The organism is Eubacterium sp. AM46-8 (assembly GCF_003466705.1).
Classification (GTDB): domain Bacteria; phylum Bacillota; class Clostridia; order Lachnospirales; family Lachnospiraceae; genus Lachnospira.
On sequence record NZ_QSEU01000005.1, the window covers coordinates 144,011 to 164,489 of the forward strand.

The 20,479-nt window shown below is 40.2% G+C and carries 21 protein-coding genes, 1 pseudogene and 1 riboswitch; of the genes and pseudogenes, 13 read left to right on the top strand and 9 right to left on the bottom strand.

All coding sequences use genetic code 11. The features are described 5' to 3' along the window. Window positions 1-1,377: an MATE family efflux transporter gene (locus DW963_RS05150; RefSeq protein WP_117914116.1), complete on the top strand. Its 1,377-nt coding sequence runs from the start codon at window positions 1-3 to the stop codon at window positions 1,375-1,377. A gap of 113 nt (window positions 1,378-1,490) precedes the next feature. Here DW963_RS05150 and metK read toward each other — a convergent pair whose 3' ends face one another. Further along, window positions 1,491-2,672, bottom strand: coding sequence for a methionine adenosyltransferase (metK, locus tag DW963_RS05155; protein WP_117914117.1), 1,182 nt, complete (start codon window positions 2,670-2,672; stop codon window positions 1,491-1,493). A gap of 176 nt (window positions 2,673-2,848) precedes the next feature. Further along, a riboswitch (SAM riboswitch) is annotated at window positions 2,849-2,952 on the bottom strand. Between the two features lie 103 nt (window positions 2,953-3,055). Then, window positions 3,056-3,313, bottom strand: a complete 258-nt coding sequence (gene spoIIID, locus DW963_RS05160) for a sporulation transcriptional regulator SpoIIID (protein WP_117914118.1) — start codon at window positions 3,311-3,313, stop codon at window positions 3,056-3,058. A gap of 93 nt (window positions 3,314-3,406) precedes the next feature. On the opposite strand from spoIIID, the gene DW963_RS05165 reads away from it, so the two are divergent. Genes DW963_RS05165 through DW963_RS05175 form a run of 3 tightly spaced genes read left to right on the top strand, consistent with a single transcriptional unit; the run spans window position 3,407 to window position 7,108 of the window. Beyond that, complete coding sequence (locus DW963_RS05165; protein WP_117914119.1) at window positions 3,407-4,414, top strand: leucine-rich repeat domain-containing protein; 1,008 nt, start codon at window positions 3,407-3,409, stop codon at window positions 4,412-4,414. Between the two features lie 35 nt (window positions 4,415-4,449). Next, window positions 4,450-5,745 carry a vWA domain-containing protein gene (locus DW963_RS05170; RefSeq protein WP_117914120.1) on the top strand — a complete coding sequence of 432 codons (1,296 nt, stop codon included), beginning with the start codon at window positions 4,450-4,452 and terminating at the stop codon, window positions 5,743-5,745. 13 nt (window positions 5,746-5,758) lie between these two features. Next, window positions 5,759-7,108 carry an ATP-binding protein gene (locus DW963_RS05175; protein ID WP_117914121.1) on the top strand — a complete coding sequence of 450 codons (1,350 nt, stop codon included), beginning with the start codon at window positions 5,759-5,761 and terminating at the stop codon, window positions 7,106-7,108. Between the two features lie 24 nt (window positions 7,109-7,132). Here DW963_RS05175 and DW963_RS05180 read toward each other — a convergent pair whose 3' ends face one another. The 6 genes from DW963_RS05180 to DW963_RS05205 all read right to left on the bottom strand — a co-directional run bounded on the left by DW963_RS05180 (window position 7,133) and on the right by DW963_RS05205 (window position 12,250). After that, the gene (locus tag DW963_RS05180; RefSeq protein ID WP_181990445.1) at window positions 7,133-7,831 is read right to left on the bottom strand and encodes a YoaK family protein; all 699 of its coding nucleotides are present in this window, start codon (window positions 7,829-7,831) and stop codon (window positions 7,133-7,135) included. 333 nt (window positions 7,832-8,164) lie between these two features. Next, a complete protein-coding gene (locus tag DW963_RS05185; RefSeq protein WP_286169047.1) occupies window positions 8,165-9,700 on the bottom strand; it encodes a sodium:solute symporter family protein in 1,536 nt (511 codons plus the stop codon). 90 nt (window positions 9,701-9,790) lie between these two features. Then, window positions 9,791-10,513, bottom strand: a complete 723-nt coding sequence (locus DW963_RS05190; RefSeq protein ID WP_502694404.1) for a carbohydrate-binding domain-containing protein — start codon at window positions 10,511-10,513, stop codon at window positions 9,791-9,793. Next, window positions 10,483-10,785 (bottom strand): carbohydrate-binding domain-containing protein, encoded by a 303-nt coding sequence (locus DW963_RS05195; protein WP_117914124.1) that lies wholly within the window; start codon window positions 10,783-10,785, stop codon window positions 10,483-10,485. The genes DW963_RS05190 and DW963_RS05195 overlap by 31 nt, the downstream gene beginning before the upstream one ends. Window positions 10,786-10,887: 102 nt before the next feature. After that, a complete protein-coding gene (locus tag DW963_RS05200; protein WP_117914125.1) occupies window positions 10,888-11,766 on the bottom strand; it encodes a YitT family protein in 879 nt (292 codons plus the stop codon). Window positions 11,767-11,812: 46 nt separating this feature from the next. Beyond that, window positions 11,813-12,250: a MerR family transcriptional regulator gene (locus tag DW963_RS05205; RefSeq protein WP_117914126.1), complete on the bottom strand. Its 438-nt coding sequence runs from the start codon at window positions 12,248-12,250 to the stop codon at window positions 11,813-11,815. Between the two features lie 306 nt (window positions 12,251-12,556). Here DW963_RS05205 and DW963_RS05210 point away from each other — a divergent pair, with 306 nt between their 5' ends. The 4 genes from DW963_RS05210 (at window position 12,557) to DW963_RS13575 (ending at window position 15,415) form a co-directional block, all read left to right on the top strand. Beyond that, window positions 12,557-12,835 carry a hypothetical protein gene (locus DW963_RS05210; protein WP_117914127.1) on the top strand — a complete coding sequence of 93 codons (279 nt, stop codon included), beginning with the start codon at window positions 12,557-12,559 and terminating at the stop codon, window positions 12,833-12,835. Between the two features lie 388 nt (window positions 12,836-13,223). Next, on the top strand, window positions 13,224-14,414 hold the full coding sequence (locus DW963_RS05215) for an aminotransferase-like domain-containing protein (RefSeq protein ID WP_117914128.1): 1,191 nt from the start codon (window positions 13,224-13,226) through the stop codon (window positions 14,412-14,414). A gap of 15 nt (window positions 14,415-14,429) precedes the next feature. Next, a complete protein-coding gene (locus DW963_RS13570) occupies window positions 14,430-14,990 on the top strand; it encodes an NAD(P)-dependent oxidoreductase (RefSeq protein ID WP_286169048.1) in 561 nt (186 codons plus the stop codon). Between the two features lie 11 nt (window positions 14,991-15,001). Beyond that, window positions 15,002-15,415: an NAD(P)-dependent oxidoreductase gene (locus tag DW963_RS13575; protein ID WP_286169050.1), complete on the top strand. Its 414-nt coding sequence runs from the start codon at window positions 15,002-15,004 to the stop codon at window positions 15,413-15,415. On the opposite strand, the gene DW963_RS05225 is transcribed toward DW963_RS13575, so the two are convergent. Then, window positions 15,412-16,269, bottom strand: coding sequence for a LysR family transcriptional regulator (locus DW963_RS05225; protein ID WP_117914129.1), 858 nt, complete (start codon window positions 16,267-16,269; stop codon window positions 15,412-15,414). The two genes, DW963_RS13575 and DW963_RS05225, sit on opposite strands and share 4 nt — an antisense overlap. A 76-nt stretch (window positions 16,270-16,345) precedes the next feature. Between DW963_RS05225 and DW963_RS05230 the strand changes: the two genes are divergently transcribed. From DW963_RS05230 to DW963_RS05250, 5 genes and pseudogenes are all read left to right on the top strand, one after another. Beyond that, window positions 16,346-17,260 (top strand): AEC family transporter, encoded by a 915-nt coding sequence (locus DW963_RS05230; RefSeq protein WP_117914130.1) that lies wholly within the window; start codon window positions 16,346-16,348, stop codon window positions 17,258-17,260. A gap of 214 nt (window positions 17,261-17,474) precedes the next feature. Next, on the top strand, window positions 17,475-18,821 hold the full coding sequence (locus DW963_RS05235) for a sodium-dependent transporter (RefSeq protein WP_117914131.1): 1,347 nt from the start codon (window positions 17,475-17,477) through the stop codon (window positions 18,819-18,821). Between the two features lie 371 nt (window positions 18,822-19,192). Further along, a complete protein-coding gene (locus tag DW963_RS05240; RefSeq protein WP_041687871.1) occupies window positions 19,193-19,627 on the top strand; it encodes a cupin domain-containing protein in 435 nt (144 codons plus the stop codon). 30 nt (window positions 19,628-19,657) lie between these two features. Then, window positions 19,658-19,972: pseudogene (locus tag DW963_RS05245) on the top strand (carboxymuconolactone decarboxylase family protein); the annotation flags it as partial. A gap of 120 nt (window positions 19,973-20,092) precedes the next feature. Then, entirely contained in the window at window positions 20,093-20,467 is a 375-nt protein-coding gene (locus DW963_RS05250) for a winged helix-turn-helix transcriptional regulator (protein ID WP_117914132.1), read from the top strand. Window positions 20,468-20,479 lie beyond the last annotated feature (12 nt).

Here is a 20,479-nt window from a genome sequence, read left to right on the forward strand (position 1 = left end):
ATGAAGGAAGATACACTTTCCTATATAAGAGATAATAAAGAAATTACATTTGAACAGAAGATAAGACTTGTAATTATGCTGAGTCTGCCTACGATTCTGGCACAGGTGTCATCAATTATAATGCAATATATTGATGCGTCTATGGTCGGAAGACTGGGGGCAGGCTGTTCGGCTTCAATAGGTCTTGTATCGACAACGACATGGCTGCTTGGAAGCCTTGCTTCTGCACCATCACTTGGATTTTCAATTCAGGTGGCACAGCTTGTCGGGGCAAAGAAGTTTAACAGGGCAAGAAGAGTGTTCTTACAGTCATTTGGAATTGTTCTTCTTATATCAATTATTATTGGTGCTGCCGGAGCCATGATAAGCTGGGGACTTCCAGCATGGCTCGGTGGAGAAGAGTCGATACAGAAGGATGCGACAATGTATTTTCTTATAACATCATTGTCTATGCCGGCACTTGGTTTTAACCGTCTTGGTACGAGAATGCTGCAGAGCTGTGGTAATACGAGAACACCAGGAATTCTTAATTCCATGAATTGTTTACTTGATGTTATATTCAATTTTATATTCATATTCAGTTGGCATGGTTTTGGCTTTGGTCTTGGAGTTATGGGTGCAGCACTTGGAACAACGGCGGCAGAGATTGTCACCACAATTATTATGTTTTATGTATTGATGTTCAGAACACCGATGCTTTCTAAGGGTTATGGAACAGATTCTGATGAGAAGGCAGGTCTTGCGACAATAAAGAAGTCATTTGTTTTATCTCTTCCTGTTACATTTGAAAATGTAGTTATGTTCGGGGCTATGATTACGATAACAAGAATTGTTGCACCATTAGGAGTTGTGGCTGTGGCTGCCAATTCATTTGCAATAACTGCAGAAAGTCTGTGCTATATGCCAGCTTACGGAATTGAGGAAGCGGCAACGGCACTTGTTGGCCAGAGTATAGGTGCAGGCAGAGGAAAGCTTGCATTGTCTTTTGGAAGAATTTCAGTTGCTTTCGGAATGGGAATCATGGCGTTCACCGGACTTCTGATGTTTATATTTGCACCGTTCATGATTGGAATTCTTACACCTGACCTGGTAGTAAGAGAGCTTGGCGTAACTATACTTAGAATTGAGGCATTTGCGGAGCCACTGTATGGCGCGTCAATTGTAGTAACAGGTGTACTTCGTGGAGCAGGAGATACTCTTGTTTCAAGCCTTATGAATTTCTTCAGTCTCTGGGCTGTTCGTGTTGTTCTTTCATTCCTTCTTGTTGGAAGTTACGGACTTGTTGGTGTGTGGATAGCGATGGCGGCAGAGCTTTGCTTCAGAGGTGCAATATTCCTTGTACGCATGGAGCGGAAGAAGTGGCTGAAGAAGGTGTGATTACGGAAAAAGAATGATTATAAGGGGCGTTCAGATAACCAGCAAATCGTCTGGTTATCTGAACGCCCTTAATTAGTGCTCTTTATATTGAATGTCTGTTTGATTTAAGTTAATTAACCAAGATACTTAGCAAGTGCATCTACCTTGTCAAGCTTCTCCCAAGGGAGATTAAGGTCTGTACGTCCAAAGTGACCATAAGCGGCTGTCTGCTTGTAGATAGGTCTTCTTAAGTCAAGCATCTTAATGATTCCGTTAGGTCTTAAATCAAAGTTCTCACGGATGATTTCAACGATTTTTTCTTCATCAAGCTTTCCTGTGCCAAATGTATCAACCATGATAGATGTTGGTCTTGCAACACCGATTGCATATGAAAGCTGAATCTCACATCTGTCAGCAAGTCCCGCAGCAACAATATTTTTAGCAACATATCTTGCAGCATATGCAGCAGAACGGTCAACCTTAGTGCAGTCCTTACCAGAGAAAGCACCACCACCATGTCTAGCAGCACCACCATAAGTATCAACGATAATCTTACGTCCTGTAAGACCTGAATCTCCGTTAGGTCCACCAATTACAAAACGTCCAGTTGGATTGATGTATATCTTAGTGTCAGCGTCAATCATAGCTGGATCAACGATTGCGTCAATAACATATTTTTTAATATCATCATGAATCTGTTCCTGAGATACTTCAGGAGCATGCTGTGATGAAACAACGATAGCATCAAGTCTTACTGGCTTTTTGTTTTCATCATATTCAACTGTTACCTGTGTCTTTCCGTCTGGTCTTAAGTATGAAAGAGTGCCATCTTTACGAACTTTTGTAAGCTGCTTAGAAAGCTTCTGTGCAAGTGCAGAAGAGTAAGGCATGAATTCAGGAGTTTCGTTAGTTGCGTAACCAAACATCATACCCTGATCGCCGGCACCACATTCTGAATCATCAATCTCGCCATCTTTAGCTTCAAGAGCCTTGTCAACACCCATAGCAATATCAGCTGACTGCTTGTCTAATGCAACCATAACAGCACAGGTGTTACCATCAAATCCCTTATCAGAGCTGTCATAACCAATATCTGTAACTGTCTTTCTTACGATAGAAGGAATATCTATGTTAGCCTTAGTTGTAACCTCGCCCATTACCATAATAAAACCTGTGTTAGTAAGAGTTTCGCATGCTACTCTTGAGTATGGATCCTGCTCGTAGAGAGCGTCAAGTACTGCATCTGAAATCTGGTCGCAGATTTTGTCAGGATGTCCTTCTGTTACTGATTCTGAAGTAAATAATCTTCTTTCCATGTTATCTCCTTTTGATTTTATCGTGAATATGTCTATCCCATGATTTTTCATCGCTATTCGAGTTAGATTCTCATCGCTACTTGCGCTCGTAGCTTAGACGCCAGAATTACATTGCTATCGCTACTCGCACAAAAAAAGGTCCCCGACAAGGGGACCCGATAGACTGTATCGAAATCCTCTTATTGTTCGACTAATATCGCTCAGGTTGGCACCTTCCTCAATACAAAAGGGGTTGCCGGGCTTCATAGATCCTATGTATCTCCACCACTCTTAATAAGGGATATAAAATATTCAATTAATATTACCGCATAAGATAGTACACAATATAATGACATTCGTCAAGAGTAAATTAAGATTTTTATATAAATTTTTTAGTAGCTGTTTTATCTGGTACATGAGTGCAGATATTTTTCTTTAGTTGCCATTCCACCGCGAATATGACGTTCCTGTTTATTGACATCAAGTATTTTGCGGGCTTCTTTAGCAAGCTCAGGATTGATTTCCATAAGTCTGGTGGTAACATCTTTATGTGCAGTGCTTTTACTTACGTTAAATGCTTTAGCAGTCTGTCTTACAGTAGCCTTATGTTCAATTATGTAATATGCCAGTTGTATGGCACGTTCTTCTATATAGTCTCGCATGTGGGGACTCCGCAGGATTCATTTATACAATCTATGCCAGAGCAGGACATTTTATGTTAGAATGAAACAAGACAGACAACAAGGAGATGGATAATGGTCGCAGAGTATAGTGTGTGGCAGCAGGGAGTGGAAGTTAATTATGCTGCGTTATGTGAAGAGGAAAAAGATGGTTTACATATATTGAGGCTCATGGGTCAGACATCTGTGGTGTATGTTCCGCAGATGATAGATGGATATGAGGTTAAGGTGATAGGTGAATATTGTTTTTCTGCCAGAAATAATTGTAAGAATCGGACATCAGATAATGACTGGGAGAAGATGGAAAAGACTGCCAGAGACAGAGGAATGAATGAGCTTAGCGGAGATTATATTGAACAGGTTATATTGCCAGACAGTGTGCAGGAATTATGCAGTTACGCATTTTATAATTGTAGAAAGCTTAAGCGTATAGAATTTGGGAGCAGTTTAAATGTGGTTAATAATGATGCATTTATGAATTGCATGGGACTGTCCGTGCTTATGGTAAGAAGCAGGGCGGAAGAGCCGACTGGAGCACAGTATTTCCTGAAACAGCTTAATAAGGGAATTGAACTTAAATATGTTGATGATGGAAATACATGTGGAAGTTTCTATTATTCAGAGTATACTGAAAGCTATGAAGAAATCGGACCTGCACATATATTCCACATGGATCTGCAGGGGGAAGGCTACAGGGCAAGGCAGCTTTTTGACAATGGGGTTGTAGATGCTGCTGGATACGATACAATATTTGAAGCAGCGAAGGCTCTGGAAAGTACATATACTTTATCGAAGATGGCGGTTGGAAGACTGCAGTATCCAGTTAAACTGACAGATAGTGCAAGAGATATGTATATGGAATTCATTAAGGACAATACTGCAGATGTGCTGGAATGGGTAGTTGCTGAGCGAAGAATTGATATTATTGAGTTCATGGCTGATAATAATATACTTGATGAGAGTAGACTTGATGCCGCACTCAAACTTGCTGGGAAATGTGACTGGACAATGGGAAGCACAGCAATTATTGAACTTGGCAGCAGATTTGCACCAAAGTTAAAAAAAAGCAGATATGAATTTTGAAGTTGAAAAAATCGGACATGAAAGGAGATGATGGCATGGCACATATTCAGACAGAGAGCGAATGGGAACTTGAGATGTGTGGCAAGATAATAGATTATCTTGCAGGGGAAATATATATTGATATGAGATTTATGGAGCCCGTGCTTAATGTGCTTGTGCCAAGGGCTAACATGGGATTGTCCACATTTGCAACAGACGGAGTATATCTGTATATGAATACAAGACATACGATAGATGTGTTCAGAAAGAATGAGAATTTTCTGGTGAGGGTGTATCTACATTCAGTGCTTCATTGTGTGTACAGCCACATATGGCTGTGTGACGGAAGAGATGAGAATATGTGGAATCTTGCGTGCGATATTGCTGTTGAGAGAATAATTGACAGACTTGATAAGCCGTGCGTGAAAAGGATTCTGACATGGAGAAGACAGGATATATATAAAAAGCTGGATGATGATAAATGTGTTTCGTCAGCACAGATATATGAATATCTGCTGAATATTAATAAGGAAGAACTTAATAAGCTGTGGCTGGAATTCTATACAGATGACCATACAATATGGCAGTATAAGAATGACAGAAAGAACATGATACAGCAGCCACATAAGGTGCAGCAGCAGTGGGAGCAGCGGGCGCGTCAGATGACTATGGAGAAGCAGAAAAGCGATGGTGAGAGTGGTAAGGATGAAAATTCATTAAATGAGCTTATGCGTGTACAGAAACGCCGGCGTAGCTACAGGGATTTTCTTAAGAAATTTGCTGAGTATCATGAAGAGTTAAAGATTAATGATGATGAATTTGATCTTGGATATTATGCTTATGGATTGTCAGTATATAAGAATATGCCGCTTATTGAGCCTCTTGAGACAAGAGAAATTGACAAGATAAGGGAACTAGTGGTAGTTGTCGATACGAGCTATTCAACGAGTGGGGAGCTTGTGAGAAGATTCCTACAGGAAACATTTGACATAATTATGGACGACAGGGCATTTTTCAAGGTGAGCTGCATTCATATTATACAGTGTGATGATGTAATACAGAGTGATGATGTGATTAAAGACAGGATGCAGCTTGAAGGATTTTTCAATACATTTGAGATAAAGGGAGGCGGTAATACTGACTTCAGACCTCCGTTCAAATATATAGACAGACTGATTGAAGAAGGAAAGATTAAGAATCCCGGTGGAATGTTGTATTTCACAGATGGAGAAGGAACTTATCCGAAGAAAAAGCCAGGTTACAGAACCGCATTTGTATTCATGAAAGATTACGATGAGACGAAAGTGCCTGCGTGGGCGATGAGAATAAGACTGGACAAGTCAGACAGATAGAAAGGACATGACTATGAATATTAAAGAGGCAAAACAGGAGATTGTTAATACAGTAAAAGCATATCTTTGTAAAAATGCAGAGGGAGAATACAGGATTCCGGCGATACGTCAGCGTCCTGTGCTTCTTATGGGACCTCCGGGAATTGGAAAGACACAGATTATGGAGCAGATTGCAGAAGAGTGTGGAATCGGTCTTGTTTCATATACTATTACGCACCACACAAGACAGAGTGCTGTCGGACTTCCGATGATTAAGACAGAGGAGTTTGAAGGGAAGGAATACTCTGTAACAGAGTATACGATGAGCGAGATAATTGCCGGAGTGTACAAGGCTGTTAAGGAGCATGGGCACAGGGAAGGAATTCTTTTTATTGATGAGATTAACTGTGTTTCTGAGACTCTCATTCCAACTATGCTGCAGTTCTTACAGTGCAAAACATTTGGCAATCAGAAGGTGCCGGAGGGCTGGATAATTGTCGCAGCTGGCAATCCGCCTGAATTTAACCGTTCAGTACGTGAGTTTGATATGGTTACATATGACCGTCTGAGAGTAATTAATATTGATGCGGACCTTGAAGTATGGCGTGAATATGCAAGAGAACGTGAGATTCACAATGCAATTCTTTCATATCTTGATATAAGACCACAGAATTTCTACAGGGTAGAGGCAGATGTTGACGGGCTTAAATTCATTACGGCACGAGGCTGGGAGGATATGAGCAGTCTTATGTATGTGTATGAGGAGCTTGGAATCAGCATTAATGCCGGGGTTGTTGGGGAATTTCTTCATAATGAGGATGTTGCGGAGGATTTTGGAGCATATTATGACCTATACAATAAGTACAGGGATGATTATGGAATTAACAATATTCTTATGGGTAATGCTGCGCCGGATATATACAGACGAATGGTAGAAGCTGATTATGATGAGAGACTAACTGTGGTAAATCTGCTGCTTGACACTCTGAATAAGCATTTTAAATATTCAGCTGCTTTAAAGGCGGATACTGACAACTGGTATAAATCTATCAAAGATAAGATTAAAGCAGGAGAGGATGCAGCTGCTATTGATAAGGAGAAAGCAGAATTTGCTGCACAGGCTGAAAGGTTGGAAAGTGTTGAGGAACAGACACTTGCAAAGTTAGAAAATGCATTTGACTTCTTAGAAGGTTCTAAACAGGAGATTTCAAGGGAAGATATCGGAAAGCTGGATCAGGAAATGCTTATATTTGTCACAGAACTCACAACAGGAAAGGAGTCATCATCATTCCTTCTTGTAAATCCGTGTGACAGATACAAGTCTTATAGTGCCATGTACTTAAAGGGTGGCAGAAGAAACCAGCTCCTTAAGGAAATGGAATAAAGATACGATTGAATAAATCGGACATTATATTTTAAGCTTCTCCGCAAACATAAGAAGTACACTGATTGAAAGCAGAGCACTTGAAATCCAGATTGTGTGTATTCCGAACAGCATTGAAAGGTTTCCACCAATACCTGCGCCGATTGCAAAGAATAATATTATGCCAAAATAATATCCGGCTTTCTTAAGAGATGTTTTATTGCCAGTACGCACAAATACTGAAAGTGCGTCTGTACCGCTTCTTAAATTGCCGATGCACATGGTGCTCGCATAAGAATAACCATTGACTTTTCTGAATGCCTGTACCTGCATCGCACATGAGAATGATACGATTATTGTTGCAAACATGTCCATTGAGTGGGGCATGAAGCCAACTGCAATTAAGATAACAATTTCAATAAGTAATATTGCCTGCCGCCAGTGAAGTCTGGTGGCATTTTTATATTTGCCCTGAATCCGCTCTGTTACGAATACGCCAAGACCAAATGCTAAGAATGGCAGAAGATATTTTAATCCCTGATACCATTCACCCATCATAAAATGTGTACTCATAAGAACCACATTACCGGTCTGTGCGTTGGAGAATACTTCATTTCTTGTAAAATATGTATATGCATCCTGAAGTCCACCGGACATGGCAAGGAATACGCAGTTTATGAAGGCTTCGGACATCTGTATATCCGGAAGCTTCTTAGCGAGGGCATTGTGAAGCTTTGATGCCATAAATAACCTCCTTGTGTTTTATAACTTTGGTTGTTATAGCACAAGGAGGTTTTGTTGTAAAGGGTATATAAATATTAGATATGTTGTGAATTACCATATGCCGTAGGATTATCTGGCAGCAGCTATGTCCTCATGGCGGCTACACCTAGCGGGAGTAAATGCAGCTATATACAGAGTTTATTATGCTGCGCGAAAACAAACGCGCTTCGCTTGAACGAGTTTTCTTGCAGCAATCTTTAGTATATAGCTGCATAACTCCCACACGGTTCGCCTTAAATCGGACATAGCTGCTGCCAGATAATCCTACGGCTGGCTGGTAACACAACATATTAATTATTTTCCAAGTGCTGTCTTCTGTGGCACTTCTGTTTCTTTTTCGTAGCATGCAAATGCGCTGTCGACAAGTTCTTTATCTGGCTTCGGTGTAAACAGGCTGACTACAGGAACGATAATCATTCCGGCAAACATTGCAAATGCACCGCAGTTGATAGGTGACTGGAGCCATGTTGGGAAGCCTGCTCTGAAGAAGATGTTGGCAAGCATAAGTACTGAGCTGAATAAAAAGCATGCCCAGCATGATGCTTTGGAAACCTTCTTAGAGTAAAGCGAGAACATAAATGGTGCAAGGAATGAACCTGCAAGTGCACCCCAGGATATTCCCATAAGCTGTGCAATAAATGTTACTGAACTCTTGTACTGGATAAGTGCAAGTATTGCAGATATCGCAATAAATACAACAACAAGAATTCTTATGTATAATACCTGTTTCTTTTCACTCATGTTCTTGATGAAGTTATCTTTTAAGAAGTCAATAGTAAGTGTTGAGCTTGAAGCTATTACAAGTGATGAAAGTGTAGACATTGAAGCTGACAACACAAGAATTACAACCAATGCAATAAGCGCAGGACTTAAGTTAGAAAGCATAGTTGGAATTATTGAGTCGAATCCATTAGCCTTGACATCTATCTGGTCAGAGAATAATCTTCCAAAACCTCCGAGAAAATAACATCCGCCTGAAACTATAAGTGCAAATATTGTTGATATTACAGTACCCTTCTGGATAGACGCTTCATTATCGATGGCATAGAATTTCTGAACCATCTGAGGAAGTCCCCATGTTCCAAGTGATGTAAGGATTACAACACATAAAAGGTTGAATGGGTCAGGCCCGAAAAATGAAGCAAATATACCGGGAGTATCGCTTACAGCCGGGTCAGTCACATTTGCAAGGCCCTGCAGTGCTGACATGAAGCCGCCCTTAGAGTGGATTACGGCAGCAATAACTGCAACAATACCGAATAACATGATAATTCCCTGAATGAAATCATTGATTGCAGTAGCCATGTAACCACCTGCAATTACATAAATTGCGGTAAGTGTTGCCATGATTATGATACAGACGCTGTAATCAATGTTGAAGGCCATACCGAAAAGTCTTGAAAGTCCATTGTAGAGCGAAGCTGTGTATGGAATCAGGAAAATGAATATGATAACGGAAGCACCGATTTTTAATGGATTGCTGCCGAATCTCTTTCCGAAATACTGTGGCATGGTTGCTGAATCAAGGTGCTGGCTCATAATTCTTGTTCTTCTGCCAAGTACGACCCATGCAAGAAGTGAACCTATAATTGCGTTGCCAATACCAGCCCAGGTTGCGGCAATGCCGTATTTCCAGCCAAACTGACCTGCGTATCCAACGAATACAACAGCCGAGAAATAAGATGTTCCATATGCAAATGCGGTGAGCCACGGACCAACGCTTCTTCCACCGAGAACGAAACCATTAACATCAGTTGCATGCTTGCGGCAGTATAAGCCAATGCCTATCAGCACCGCAAAGTAGATAATAAGAATAACCAGTTTTAACATAAAAACCCCCATATTAAATGTATTAACCCTTACTTCATAAGTTTAAAGTGTAACGCTTTAAATCAATGAAGCAAATATAAATGGATTGTATCATACTGGGGAGATATTAGCAAGGGGAAAATGAGGATGGTAAATATGAATTATCTTATTATCGTCTGCCGCTGAAGCCGCCAGTGCAGAAGCTCCCATTGTTCCAGATTCCTGAGTCCAGTCTGCAATAGAGTCAGAACCTCTGTAGAGTGTGTAGCCTGAGCCGGTTGAAAGAGTGTCAGAACATATCCAGCCGTTGCCAGAAGAATCTTTAAGTGAATAGCTTTCAGAACTGAATGATACGGAACTTAATACATAAGCATTAGCAGAGTTTACAGGCGTTTCGCATACACCACCGAGTGCAATGCATGTTCCACCAGTCTGTACGTAATTTCCATTAGAATCAATACCATCAGTATCACCAGACGCAGTTGTGACATCTATATATCCGCCTGTTACATTGACAATTGGAGAAGTCTTTCCATTACCTGTGCAGGCGTTGATACCATCATCTGTCGAACTTATGTTAATTGTAAAGCCTGAAATATTTATTTCGCTTTTTGCTTTAATACCTTTAGTTGAGTAGGACTGTCCAGAAGAATTACCGGATTCATTAAAGTCACCAGGCATTCCTGGACGGTCGCCGCCGGTCTTATTTCTACCAGAGCTGCCATGACTGGCAGATGTACCAGAAGAACTGCCTGGCGAAGTAACTTCTTCACTATATTCAGAGTAAGTATCTGTATAAATGTTTAAGTTATCGTAAATGAGTTCTCTTCTGATTTAATCTTGACTTTGGAAGCATTTTTAACATATATGGGTGAACCGGTTGAGCAAGTGCCAGATGTTCCGTTTAATACGATAGTAACTTCGTCCTCATCATCTGCGTGTGTTACATCTGTGTCTTCTTTAGTAATGTCTGAAGTGATGGTAGTCTGGCTGCCTGATGCAGTAGTAGTTGAAGTTGAATTTCTGTCACAGCCTGCAGTCATAAGACACATTGTAAGAATAACTGCAGCCACGCAATTGCTCTTGATTTTATTTAATTTAATCATAGTCACCTCTCCATTTCTTTAGTGTATGTTAATTGATTATCTATAGTTTATTGGAGAAATTTGACTAAAATATGGTACGAGTGCGAATATTCTGTGTACTGATTAATCATGCGGAATATCGTTAAATCTGCCGTCAAGCTCTTCGGTTTTTACCACATTTATAAACGCATGCTTGTCAATTGAGCGTATCAATGTGATAAGCCCACGTTTCGCTTCGGAGTTGATTACGGAGTATATGAGCGTGCGCTCTTTTTCCTCGTAGCAGCCGATTCCCTTGAAAAGCGTGGCGTCGTGGTTGGTTGTGTTCTTGATGGCGTGGTAGATTTCTTCGGATTTGTCAGAAATGATGAATAATGTCATCTTCTGGTAGCGTTTGTACATGAACTGGATTACCTGAGTGCTGCAGAACTGGTATATTATTGAATAGAGCGCGATTGACCAGCCAAACAGTCCGCCTGCGATAAGCAGAATCACAACATTACCAAGAAGAATATAGTTCCATGCGTCGATTCCCTTAACATGAGAGAAATAGATGCTTATGAAATCAGTACCGCCTGTGGTTGTGCCGACATTGAGGCACAGACTTATTGCAAATCCGTTGATAATGCCACCAAACACGCTTATAAGCAGGATATCTTCTGTAAAAATGTATGGAGGAAGGATATCAACAAGCACACTGGAAAGTATAATTACCACGATTGAGTAGATGGTAAACTTCCTGCCGATGTAGCGGTATGCAATGTAAGCGGGGAAAATATTCAGAGCCACATTGAATATTGTAAATGGGATGCTAATCTTAAAGAAGCGCAGTCCGATTGCCTGAAATAACAGGGAGACTCCTGAAAAGCCTCCTGGCAGCAGGTCTGCGACTTTGGCAAAGCATCTTAAATTCCATGCATACAGTACTGAAGCAATTATAACTATAATGAATCTGAATACCTGATAAAACTTAGGATATTTAACTTCTAAAGATTTGAACATATATAAGCCTCCATATTCTGTGTTAAATATAATAAGCAATTAATAATTATTTGTGTGAGTTGTCGTAGGCAGCCTGAATATCAGCGGGGAGCTTGTTTGGAAGCATTGAATGTATTCCGTCCTCATTGCCGTCTTTGATTGCCTGCTCGTAATAGAAACATTTGAAAGTAAGCATATCAAGAGTTTCCTGCATCTTCTCCATCTCTTTCTCAACAGCCGCCTTCTGTCTCTCAAAAAGCTGTTTTCTGAGTTCGTAAGTTCTGCTGCCTTCCTGACACCATTCCATAAACTGCTTGATGTCGCGGATTTCAAGACCTGATTTTTTGAGACATTCAATAAGCTTAAGAGCAGCAATTTCAGTGTCAGAGAACTGTCTTATTCCAGAAGCACGCTGCATAAAAGGGAATAATCCTTCTTTATCATAATATCTTAATGTTGAAACGGGAAGATTAAACATTTCTGAAACCTGTCCTATTGTGTACATAATACACCTGCTTTCTGTAAGCTATGCTTACCTGATATTAGTTTTTTACAAATGTGATAATAAAATTCACAAAATGTTCACTATTATTGGGTTGACCTAAAGTTAGGTTTAACTCTTATGCTTAAATAGTAGCACAGAGAGACTTAAAATACAATTTAAAGTTGGTTTAAAGTGAATATGATAGTGTATTTAACAAAGAGGTGATCATATGTATGTAGTGCTAATGTATTTTTGCATTACTTTTTTTGGATTGATACTTATTATGATGGCAGTGGAAGGATGACATATTTTATGGAGGATAAATGTATGGAATGGAGACAGGAAAAAGACATGCCGGTATTTATGTATATTTTTCTTAATAAAATAGAGGATACCGAGGAATCAAGATGGACAGAGAAAGAGAAAAATGAGGGGTATAAGACATATAAAAAGTTGTTAGAACTTACAGAGGATGATTCATCCGATGTAATTAAAAAATGTCTCAGGATAATTAAAGAAACAAGACATATTGTAGAGTATGAGCTTTGGAATAAGATTGTATATTTTATGACTGATTATATTAATGGTGAGACTGTGTGGGGATAAGTGAAAAGTTGTCTGATAATTTTATAATATTTGAAAAGAAAAACAATATACTTGTAATGTCTGATGGCATGTGATACAATGTCATTGGATATAAGTAGTGCATTCAAGCAATCTACGAAAACCCCACGAGTTCGGGCTCGTGGGGTTTTCTATTCCGTTCTGGCAGGGGTAGCACTAGGAATTATATCATAGCAATATATAATAAACAAGTATATAAAAAATACGAATAATAACTATTGCTATGATTTATGATTTTATAACTAACATGTATTTTACAGGAATGACACATGGGGGTATGATACATTTATCAAGGGCAAAGGAGCCGGAAGTCTTTAGGGGATTCTGGCTCTTTTTTTGCATTAGCAAGTATTTGAAGGAGGAAATATATATGGAATACGAGATTTCTAATCGTTTATCAGGTGTACATGGTTCGATGATACGAGAACTTTTTAAGTTAGGAGCAAGCAAGGATATTATATCTTTTGGTGGTGGCAATCCGTCAGCAGAGACATTCCCATGCAAGGAAATAGAAGAGATAGCAGCAAAGGGTCTCAGCAAGAATCCTGTTTCTTTATTACAGTATGGATTGAGTGAAGGTTATACACCTCTGCGTGATACTATGAAGAAATATCTTGAGAAGAAGGAAGGCTTTGATTTCGAGAATAATGAGCTTTTCATAGTGTCAGGCGGACAGCAGTGTGCGGACCTTACAACTAAGGCACTTGTTAATGAAGGAGACGTTGTGCTTACTGAAGAGCCTGCATTTGTAGGCTGCCTTAATACATTCCGTTCTTACGGTGCAAAGCTTGTAGGAATCCCAATGGAGCAGGACGGAATGAATATAAATGCGCTTGAGGAGGCTTTAAAGGCTAATCTTGATGCAAAGCTTTTATACACAATTCCATCTTTCCAGAATCCTACAGGAATTACAACTTCTCTTGAGAAGAGAAAAAAAGTATATGAGCTTTGCTGCAAATATGATATCGCAATATTAGAGGATAATCCTTACGGCGAATTAAGATTTGCAGGTGAAAATGTGCCAACTATCAAATCAATGGATACAGAGGGCAGGGTTATATATGCAGGAAGCTTCTCAAAGGTAATGGCACCTGCATTCCGTCTTGGTTTTCTTGTGTTTAACAAGTCGCTCACAGGACCGCTTACAGTTGCAAAACAGTGCACAGATGTACATTCAACTGTCCTTTTCCAGTACATTTGTAATGAATATATTAATAACTATGATTTCGACAAACATCTTGAGGATTCAAGAAAGGTGTATGAGCACAAATGTAATCTCATGATGGAGTGCATGAAGAAGGAATTCCATCCTTCAGTAACCTTCGGTCACCCTGAGGGCGGACTTTTCGTAATGGCATTCCTGCCAGAGGGAATGGATTCTGCACCATTTGTAAGGGAGGCTATTAACAGAGGTGTTCTCTCAGTTCCGGGAGCAGCGTTCTTAGCAGATGAGAGCCAGAAGTCTAATGGATTCAGACTTAATTATTCGACACCTTCTGATGAGCAGATTGTTAAGGGAATCGAAATTCTTGGAAAACTTACATATGAGTGGATTAAGTAGGAGGAGTGAAAAGTTATGAAGATAGCAGCATTCAGTGTTCGTCAAGATGAAAAACAGTATTTTGATACATTTGAAAATGTATACAAGGTGGAATTACAGATTAATAGGAGCGGATTTACAGCAGATGATATAGAAAGTGTCAAAGGCTGTGAGGCTATGTCGGTGTGCGATGGCATGTGTGACTTGTCAGCACCTGTTCTTGAAAAGCTTGCAGCAGAGGGTGTAAAGTACATCGGTTTCAGGACAATCGGATATAACAGTGTTGACCTTGAGGCAGCAAAGCGCCTTGGAATCCGTGTTGCACACAGCGGATATTCGCCATATTCAGTTGCCAATTATACAGTAATGCTTATGCTTATGTGTATCCGTAAGGCTTTGTATGTAATGATGCGTTCACACACAGCAGATTATTCACTTGGTCCTATATGTGGACGTGAAATGCAGAATATGACAGTAGGTATTATCGGAACAGGAAGAATTGGAAAGGCAGTAATTAAGAATCTTTCAGGATTTGGATGTAAGATTATTGCGTATGACCCATATCCTGCAAAGGCCTTGAAAATGTTGAGTATGTAACTCTTGATGAATTGTATGCCAGAGCAGATATTATCTCGCTTCATACTTTTTTAAGTGATGAGACATATCATATGATTAATAAGGATTCAATTGCAAAGATGAAGGATGGCGTTATCCTTATAAATGCGGCAAGGGGTGCGCTTGTTGATACAAAGGATCTGATTGAGGCTATTGAGAGTGGCAAGATTGGTTCAGTTGGAACTGACTGCTGTGAGGGTGAGGATGAATTTATCCGTACAGACCGTAAGTATGATGACCTTGTTGTTAATCACGATTACATCATACTTAAGTCTTTCCAGAATACTATTGTCACACCTCATGTTGCATTTTTCACAGATCAGGCTGTGTCTGATATGGTTGAGTCTTCAGTTAAGAGTGTTGTGCAGTTTGCAGCCGGTGAAGACACACCATTAGAGGTGCATTAATTATTCAAATTTTTGAAATATTCTTCAAGCTGGTGCTCGAAGATTCGCTGATTTTCTGAGCAGAATGAGCCAAGCGGCTGATAATAAATGCTTCTGAAATGTGGACAGTCATCTATATGCAGCAGGCTTATGTTTTCAGGAAGGCTGCTGCTTGTCCATGTTACAGAGGCAACAAATGATACTCCAAGACCGAGACTTATGAGTTTGCCCTGTAATATGTAATCATTGCAAGAGTAGGCTATCTGAGGAGTTTTCTTACATTTACTGAATATTGAATTGAACACTCCGGCATAAGATGGAGTATCTGCAAGGTCAATGAATTTCTCGTCCATCATCTGTTCTACTGATATGTGTCCGGTATGGGCAAGTGGATGTGATGATGAAACGGCAAGGCAGATTTCTTCTGTCATAAGAAGATGTGCATTGTCTGGAATATCATAAGCTGATGAGACAGAGTCAATCAGCAGGTCACACCCTTTTGGTTCAGAAGATATTGAAAAGCTGACATGAGGGTGCTCATGGATAAAATCTTTAAGTACATTGCTAACAAGAACTGCACTTGAGCGGAGACAGAGCCTTATTTCGCCTGCATCGCCAAGACTTTCACTGACAGCACGCGCAGCATCTTCTGAAAGAGCCAGTATTCTGTCTGCATATTCAAGCAGAATTTCTCCCTGACGGGTACATTCGAGCCCTTTTTTATTACGGATAAAAAGCTGTGCGCCAAATTCTTCTTCAAGCTTATGGATTGTCTTGCTTAATGCCGGCTGTGCTATGCACAGTTCACTGGCAGCACGGGTCATATTCTTGTGTCTGGCGGCAGCCTGAAACTGCCTGAGCTGATATAATTCCATGTTCGCACCTCTCTTGTATGTAGTATTTTATAAAAATTACAATTAACATAATATAGAAATCAGGATATTTACGATTATGATAACACAAATATTATTAACGCAGACATTTATAATGTTTATTCTTATGATTCTGGGACTGATTCTGTCTAAAACAGGTCTGCTTACAGAACATGGCAGTAAGGATATGGCCAATATTCTGCTGTATGCGGTTATTCCGTGTGTAATTATAAGAAGCTATATAACAGATTTCACGATGGAGAAGCTGTATGGACTTCTTATGTCGGCGGTACTGGCTGTAGCTGCATTTGCAGTGGCGATAGCTGTATCATATATAATATATGGAATGCGAAAGCAGATAGACAACTTTGGAACTGCTTTCTGTAACGCAGGATTTATCGGAATTCCACTTGTAACTGCGGTATTTGGAAATGAAGCGGCATTCTATGTTGCGTCATTTGCAAGTATTCTTAATCTGTTGCAGTGGACATACGGAATTGTGATAATAACCCGCCGCAAGGATATGATAAATATAAAAAAGGTATTCGTCAATCCTGTGACAATATCACTTGTTATAGGACTGTTTCTTTTTATTACGGGAATTAAACTGCCAGGTGTAATAAACAGCACGATGGCTGGAGTTGCGGCACTTAATACACCTGCAGCCATGATAGTACTGGGATATTATCTGTCATGTGTCAGAATCCGTGACTTACTGCCTAATCAGTCCCTGTATCTGGCATCGTTTGTCAGGCTTATAATAATTCCGCTGCTTACACTGCTTGTGCTTTATATTATACCGGCGGGACACGGTCAGATTGGAATGATTACACTAATTGCTGCGGCAACACCGGTTGGAACGAGTACGGCAATATTTGCACAGAAATTCGGGCAGGATTATGAGAGGGCAGTATGTATGGTCTGTCTGTCGACGCTGTTTTCAATTATTACAATGCCGGTTGTGATGTATCTGGCACAGATGTGGATTATGTAGTTTAATTATTATTTTTGGTTATGGTTTTATAACCAACATGTATTTTACAGGAATAACACAATGGTATATTATACAGACATCAAAGGCAAAGGCGCCATGACCCGGAAGGGTTTCTGGCTCCTTTGCCTTTTTTGCGTATGAGCGTTCATGAAGAAACTTTGGTACAGACAAGTGATGTGCTATTGGCAATATGAGGAAGAAAGGAACTAAAGCTATGGGAAATAACGGAATTGAATTGGAAAGAGATGGCTTTAAGAGCCGTACAGGTTTTATTCTTGCCTGTATCGGTTCGGCAGTAGGAATGGGAAATATATGGCGTTTTCCATATATGGTATCTGCATGGGGTGGTATGACATTTTTAATACCTTATGTATTATTTGTAATATTAATAGGTTCAACAGGTGTTATCGAGGAGATGGCACTTGGCCGTGCGACTAAGGGCGGACCTATTAAAGCATTTGGCGACTGTATGCAGATGCGTACAGGAAAGAGAAAAGCAGGTGAGGCAATTGGTTTTATTCCTGTGCTTGGCTCACTGGCTCTTGCAATGGGATACACTGTAGTTGTTGGCTGGATATTCAAATATACTTATCTTGCATTTTCTGGAAAGCTTTCAGCAATGAGCAATGATATGTCAGCTATTGGTGGTATGTTTGGAAGTACAGCAAGCACATTTGGCAATAATATGTGGCTTATAATCGCAATGGTTGTAACTGCTGTTATTATGGCACTTGGTATTGCAGGCGGAATTGAGAAAGCAAACAAGGTCATGATGCCTTTGCTTTTCATCATGTTTGTAGGACTTGGAATATATATCTTTACACTTCCTGGTTCAAGTGCAGGTTATAAATACATTTTTACTCTTAATCCTAAGGGACTTCTTGATATAAAGCTCTGGATATATGCATTTGGTCAGGCATTCTTCTCACTGTCTATCGCAGGTAACGGAACTGTTATCTATGGTTCATATCTTAGTGATAAGGAAAATGTTGTTTCTTCTGCAAGAAATGTTGCAGTATTTGATACTATTGCTGCTTTATTAGCTGCATTTGTTATTATTCCGGGTATGGCAGCAGGCGGTGCCGAGTTATCTTCAGGTGGTCCCGGACTTATGTTTATCTATCTTGTAAATGTATTTAATGGTATGCCGGGTGGCAAGATTGTAGGAATTGTATTCTATGTATGTGTTCTGTTTGCAGGTATGAGCTCACTTGTTAATCTGTATGAAGCTCCGGTTGCAACTATTCAGGAGAAGCTTAAGCTTAACCGTGTTGCATCTGTTGGAATTATCGCAGTGGCTGGCTGTGTTGTGTCGCTTGTAATACAGGGTATTGTATCAGGCTGGATGGATGCAGTATCTATCTATATCTGCCCACTTGGCGCAATGCTCGCAGCAATTATGTTCTTCTGGGTTGCAGGAAAGAAGTTTGCTGTTGATGCAGTTAATGCAGGTGCAGATAAGCCTATAGGAAAGTGGTTTGTACCACTTGGCAAATATGTTCTTGTCCCACTTTCACTTGTTGCACTTATTGCAGGTGCTTTACTTGGTGGAATTGGCTGATGGAGGATTGGACTGGTTGATTGAGACTGGCGAATTAGAATTGGCGGATTGCGACTGGCGGATTGCTTTGCAATCCGCCTTTTTTGCGTGGAGGGGAGCGGGAGCGTGGCGGATTGGACCTTGAGGCGGAGGGGAGGCACGCGGAAGTCCAAAAGGAGTGAGAAGGAGAGGAGAATTGGACCTTGAAGCGGAGGAGAGGCACGAGGAAGTCCAAAACGCAAGTCGGCGCACAAGAGCGTAAGGCCAGACATCACATTTGTGCAAAAATTTATATAAAATCCCATAAACCTCTTGCCCTAAAGCTAACTTCAAGTCGTATCATACAGGTATCAAATAATTTACATTTTTATGAAAGAAGAGGTGTTATTATCATGAAATTTATGGATAAGGATGATTTTGAAAAGCAGAATGTTTTCGGAACAGGTCAGGCAAATACAGCATATGCTAAGTATTTTATTGGTGATTCTTTCCTGAATCCGCTGACAGATCCTAAGTGCGGGCTTTTTCTTGCAAATGTGACTTTTGAGCCGGGATGCCGTAATAACTGGCATATCCATCATGCAACAAAGGGCGGCGGACAGATGCTTATATGTACAGCTGGAGAGGGCTGGTATCAGGAAGAGGGCAAGGAGCCTGTAAGCCTTGTGCCGGGAACTGTAATCGCAATTCCACCAGAAGTTAAGCACTGGCATGGAGCTAAGAAGGACAGCTGGTTTTCACATATTGCTGCAGAGATTCCGGGCGAGAATACAAGTAATGAATGGTGTGAGCCTGTAACTGATGAAGAATATAACAGATTAGGATAATGTCTTATATGGCATGAATGGAGAATTACAATGGCTAAGATTGTACAGACAGCAGGAAAAAATGCGTTGGGAGAGTTTGCGCCGGAGTTTGCACATTTTAACGATGATGTGCTTTTCGGGGAGAACTGGAACAACGAAGATATTGATTTAAAGACAAGATGCATAATCACAGTAGTTGCGCTGATGTCATCAGGAGTGACAGATTCATCACTTAAGTATCATCTTGAAAATGCTAAGAATAACGGTGTTACAGCAAAGGAGATTGCTGCTGTTATCACTCATGTAGCATTTTATGCGGGATGGCCAAAGGCATGGGCTGTATTCAACATGGCTAAGGAAGTATGGAAAGAAGATTAATTTAATAAGTCACTAACAAAATCAATAGCAGCTTTGAAAAATCTTGATATCGTGATATTATAATGAAATGCCCAGTGGCAGATTCAAAAAGTGAAATAAGGAGAATTTATGTACCACAAGAAATTAGATTCAGATATCAGATGTCCATTGGAATACGGCCTGGAAGTCTTTGGAGGCAAATGGAAATCAAGAGTTATATGTGTTCTGGCGGATAAGAAGACATTAAGATATAGTGAGTTAAGGACAGAACTGGTGAATATTACAGATGCAGTTCTTTCAACAACATTAAAAGCACTGATTGCGGATGATATTGTATCAAGAAAATCATATGATGAGATTCCGCCAAGAGTTGAATATTCACTTACGGAAAAGGGCTTATCTGTAATGCCGATATTGCAAAGTATATGTGACTGGTCATGCGCATTTTACAAGAAAGAAACTGACAAAGAATCGAGCCAGTGCATGAAGTGCGACCATAAGTAATGGATGAGAGGA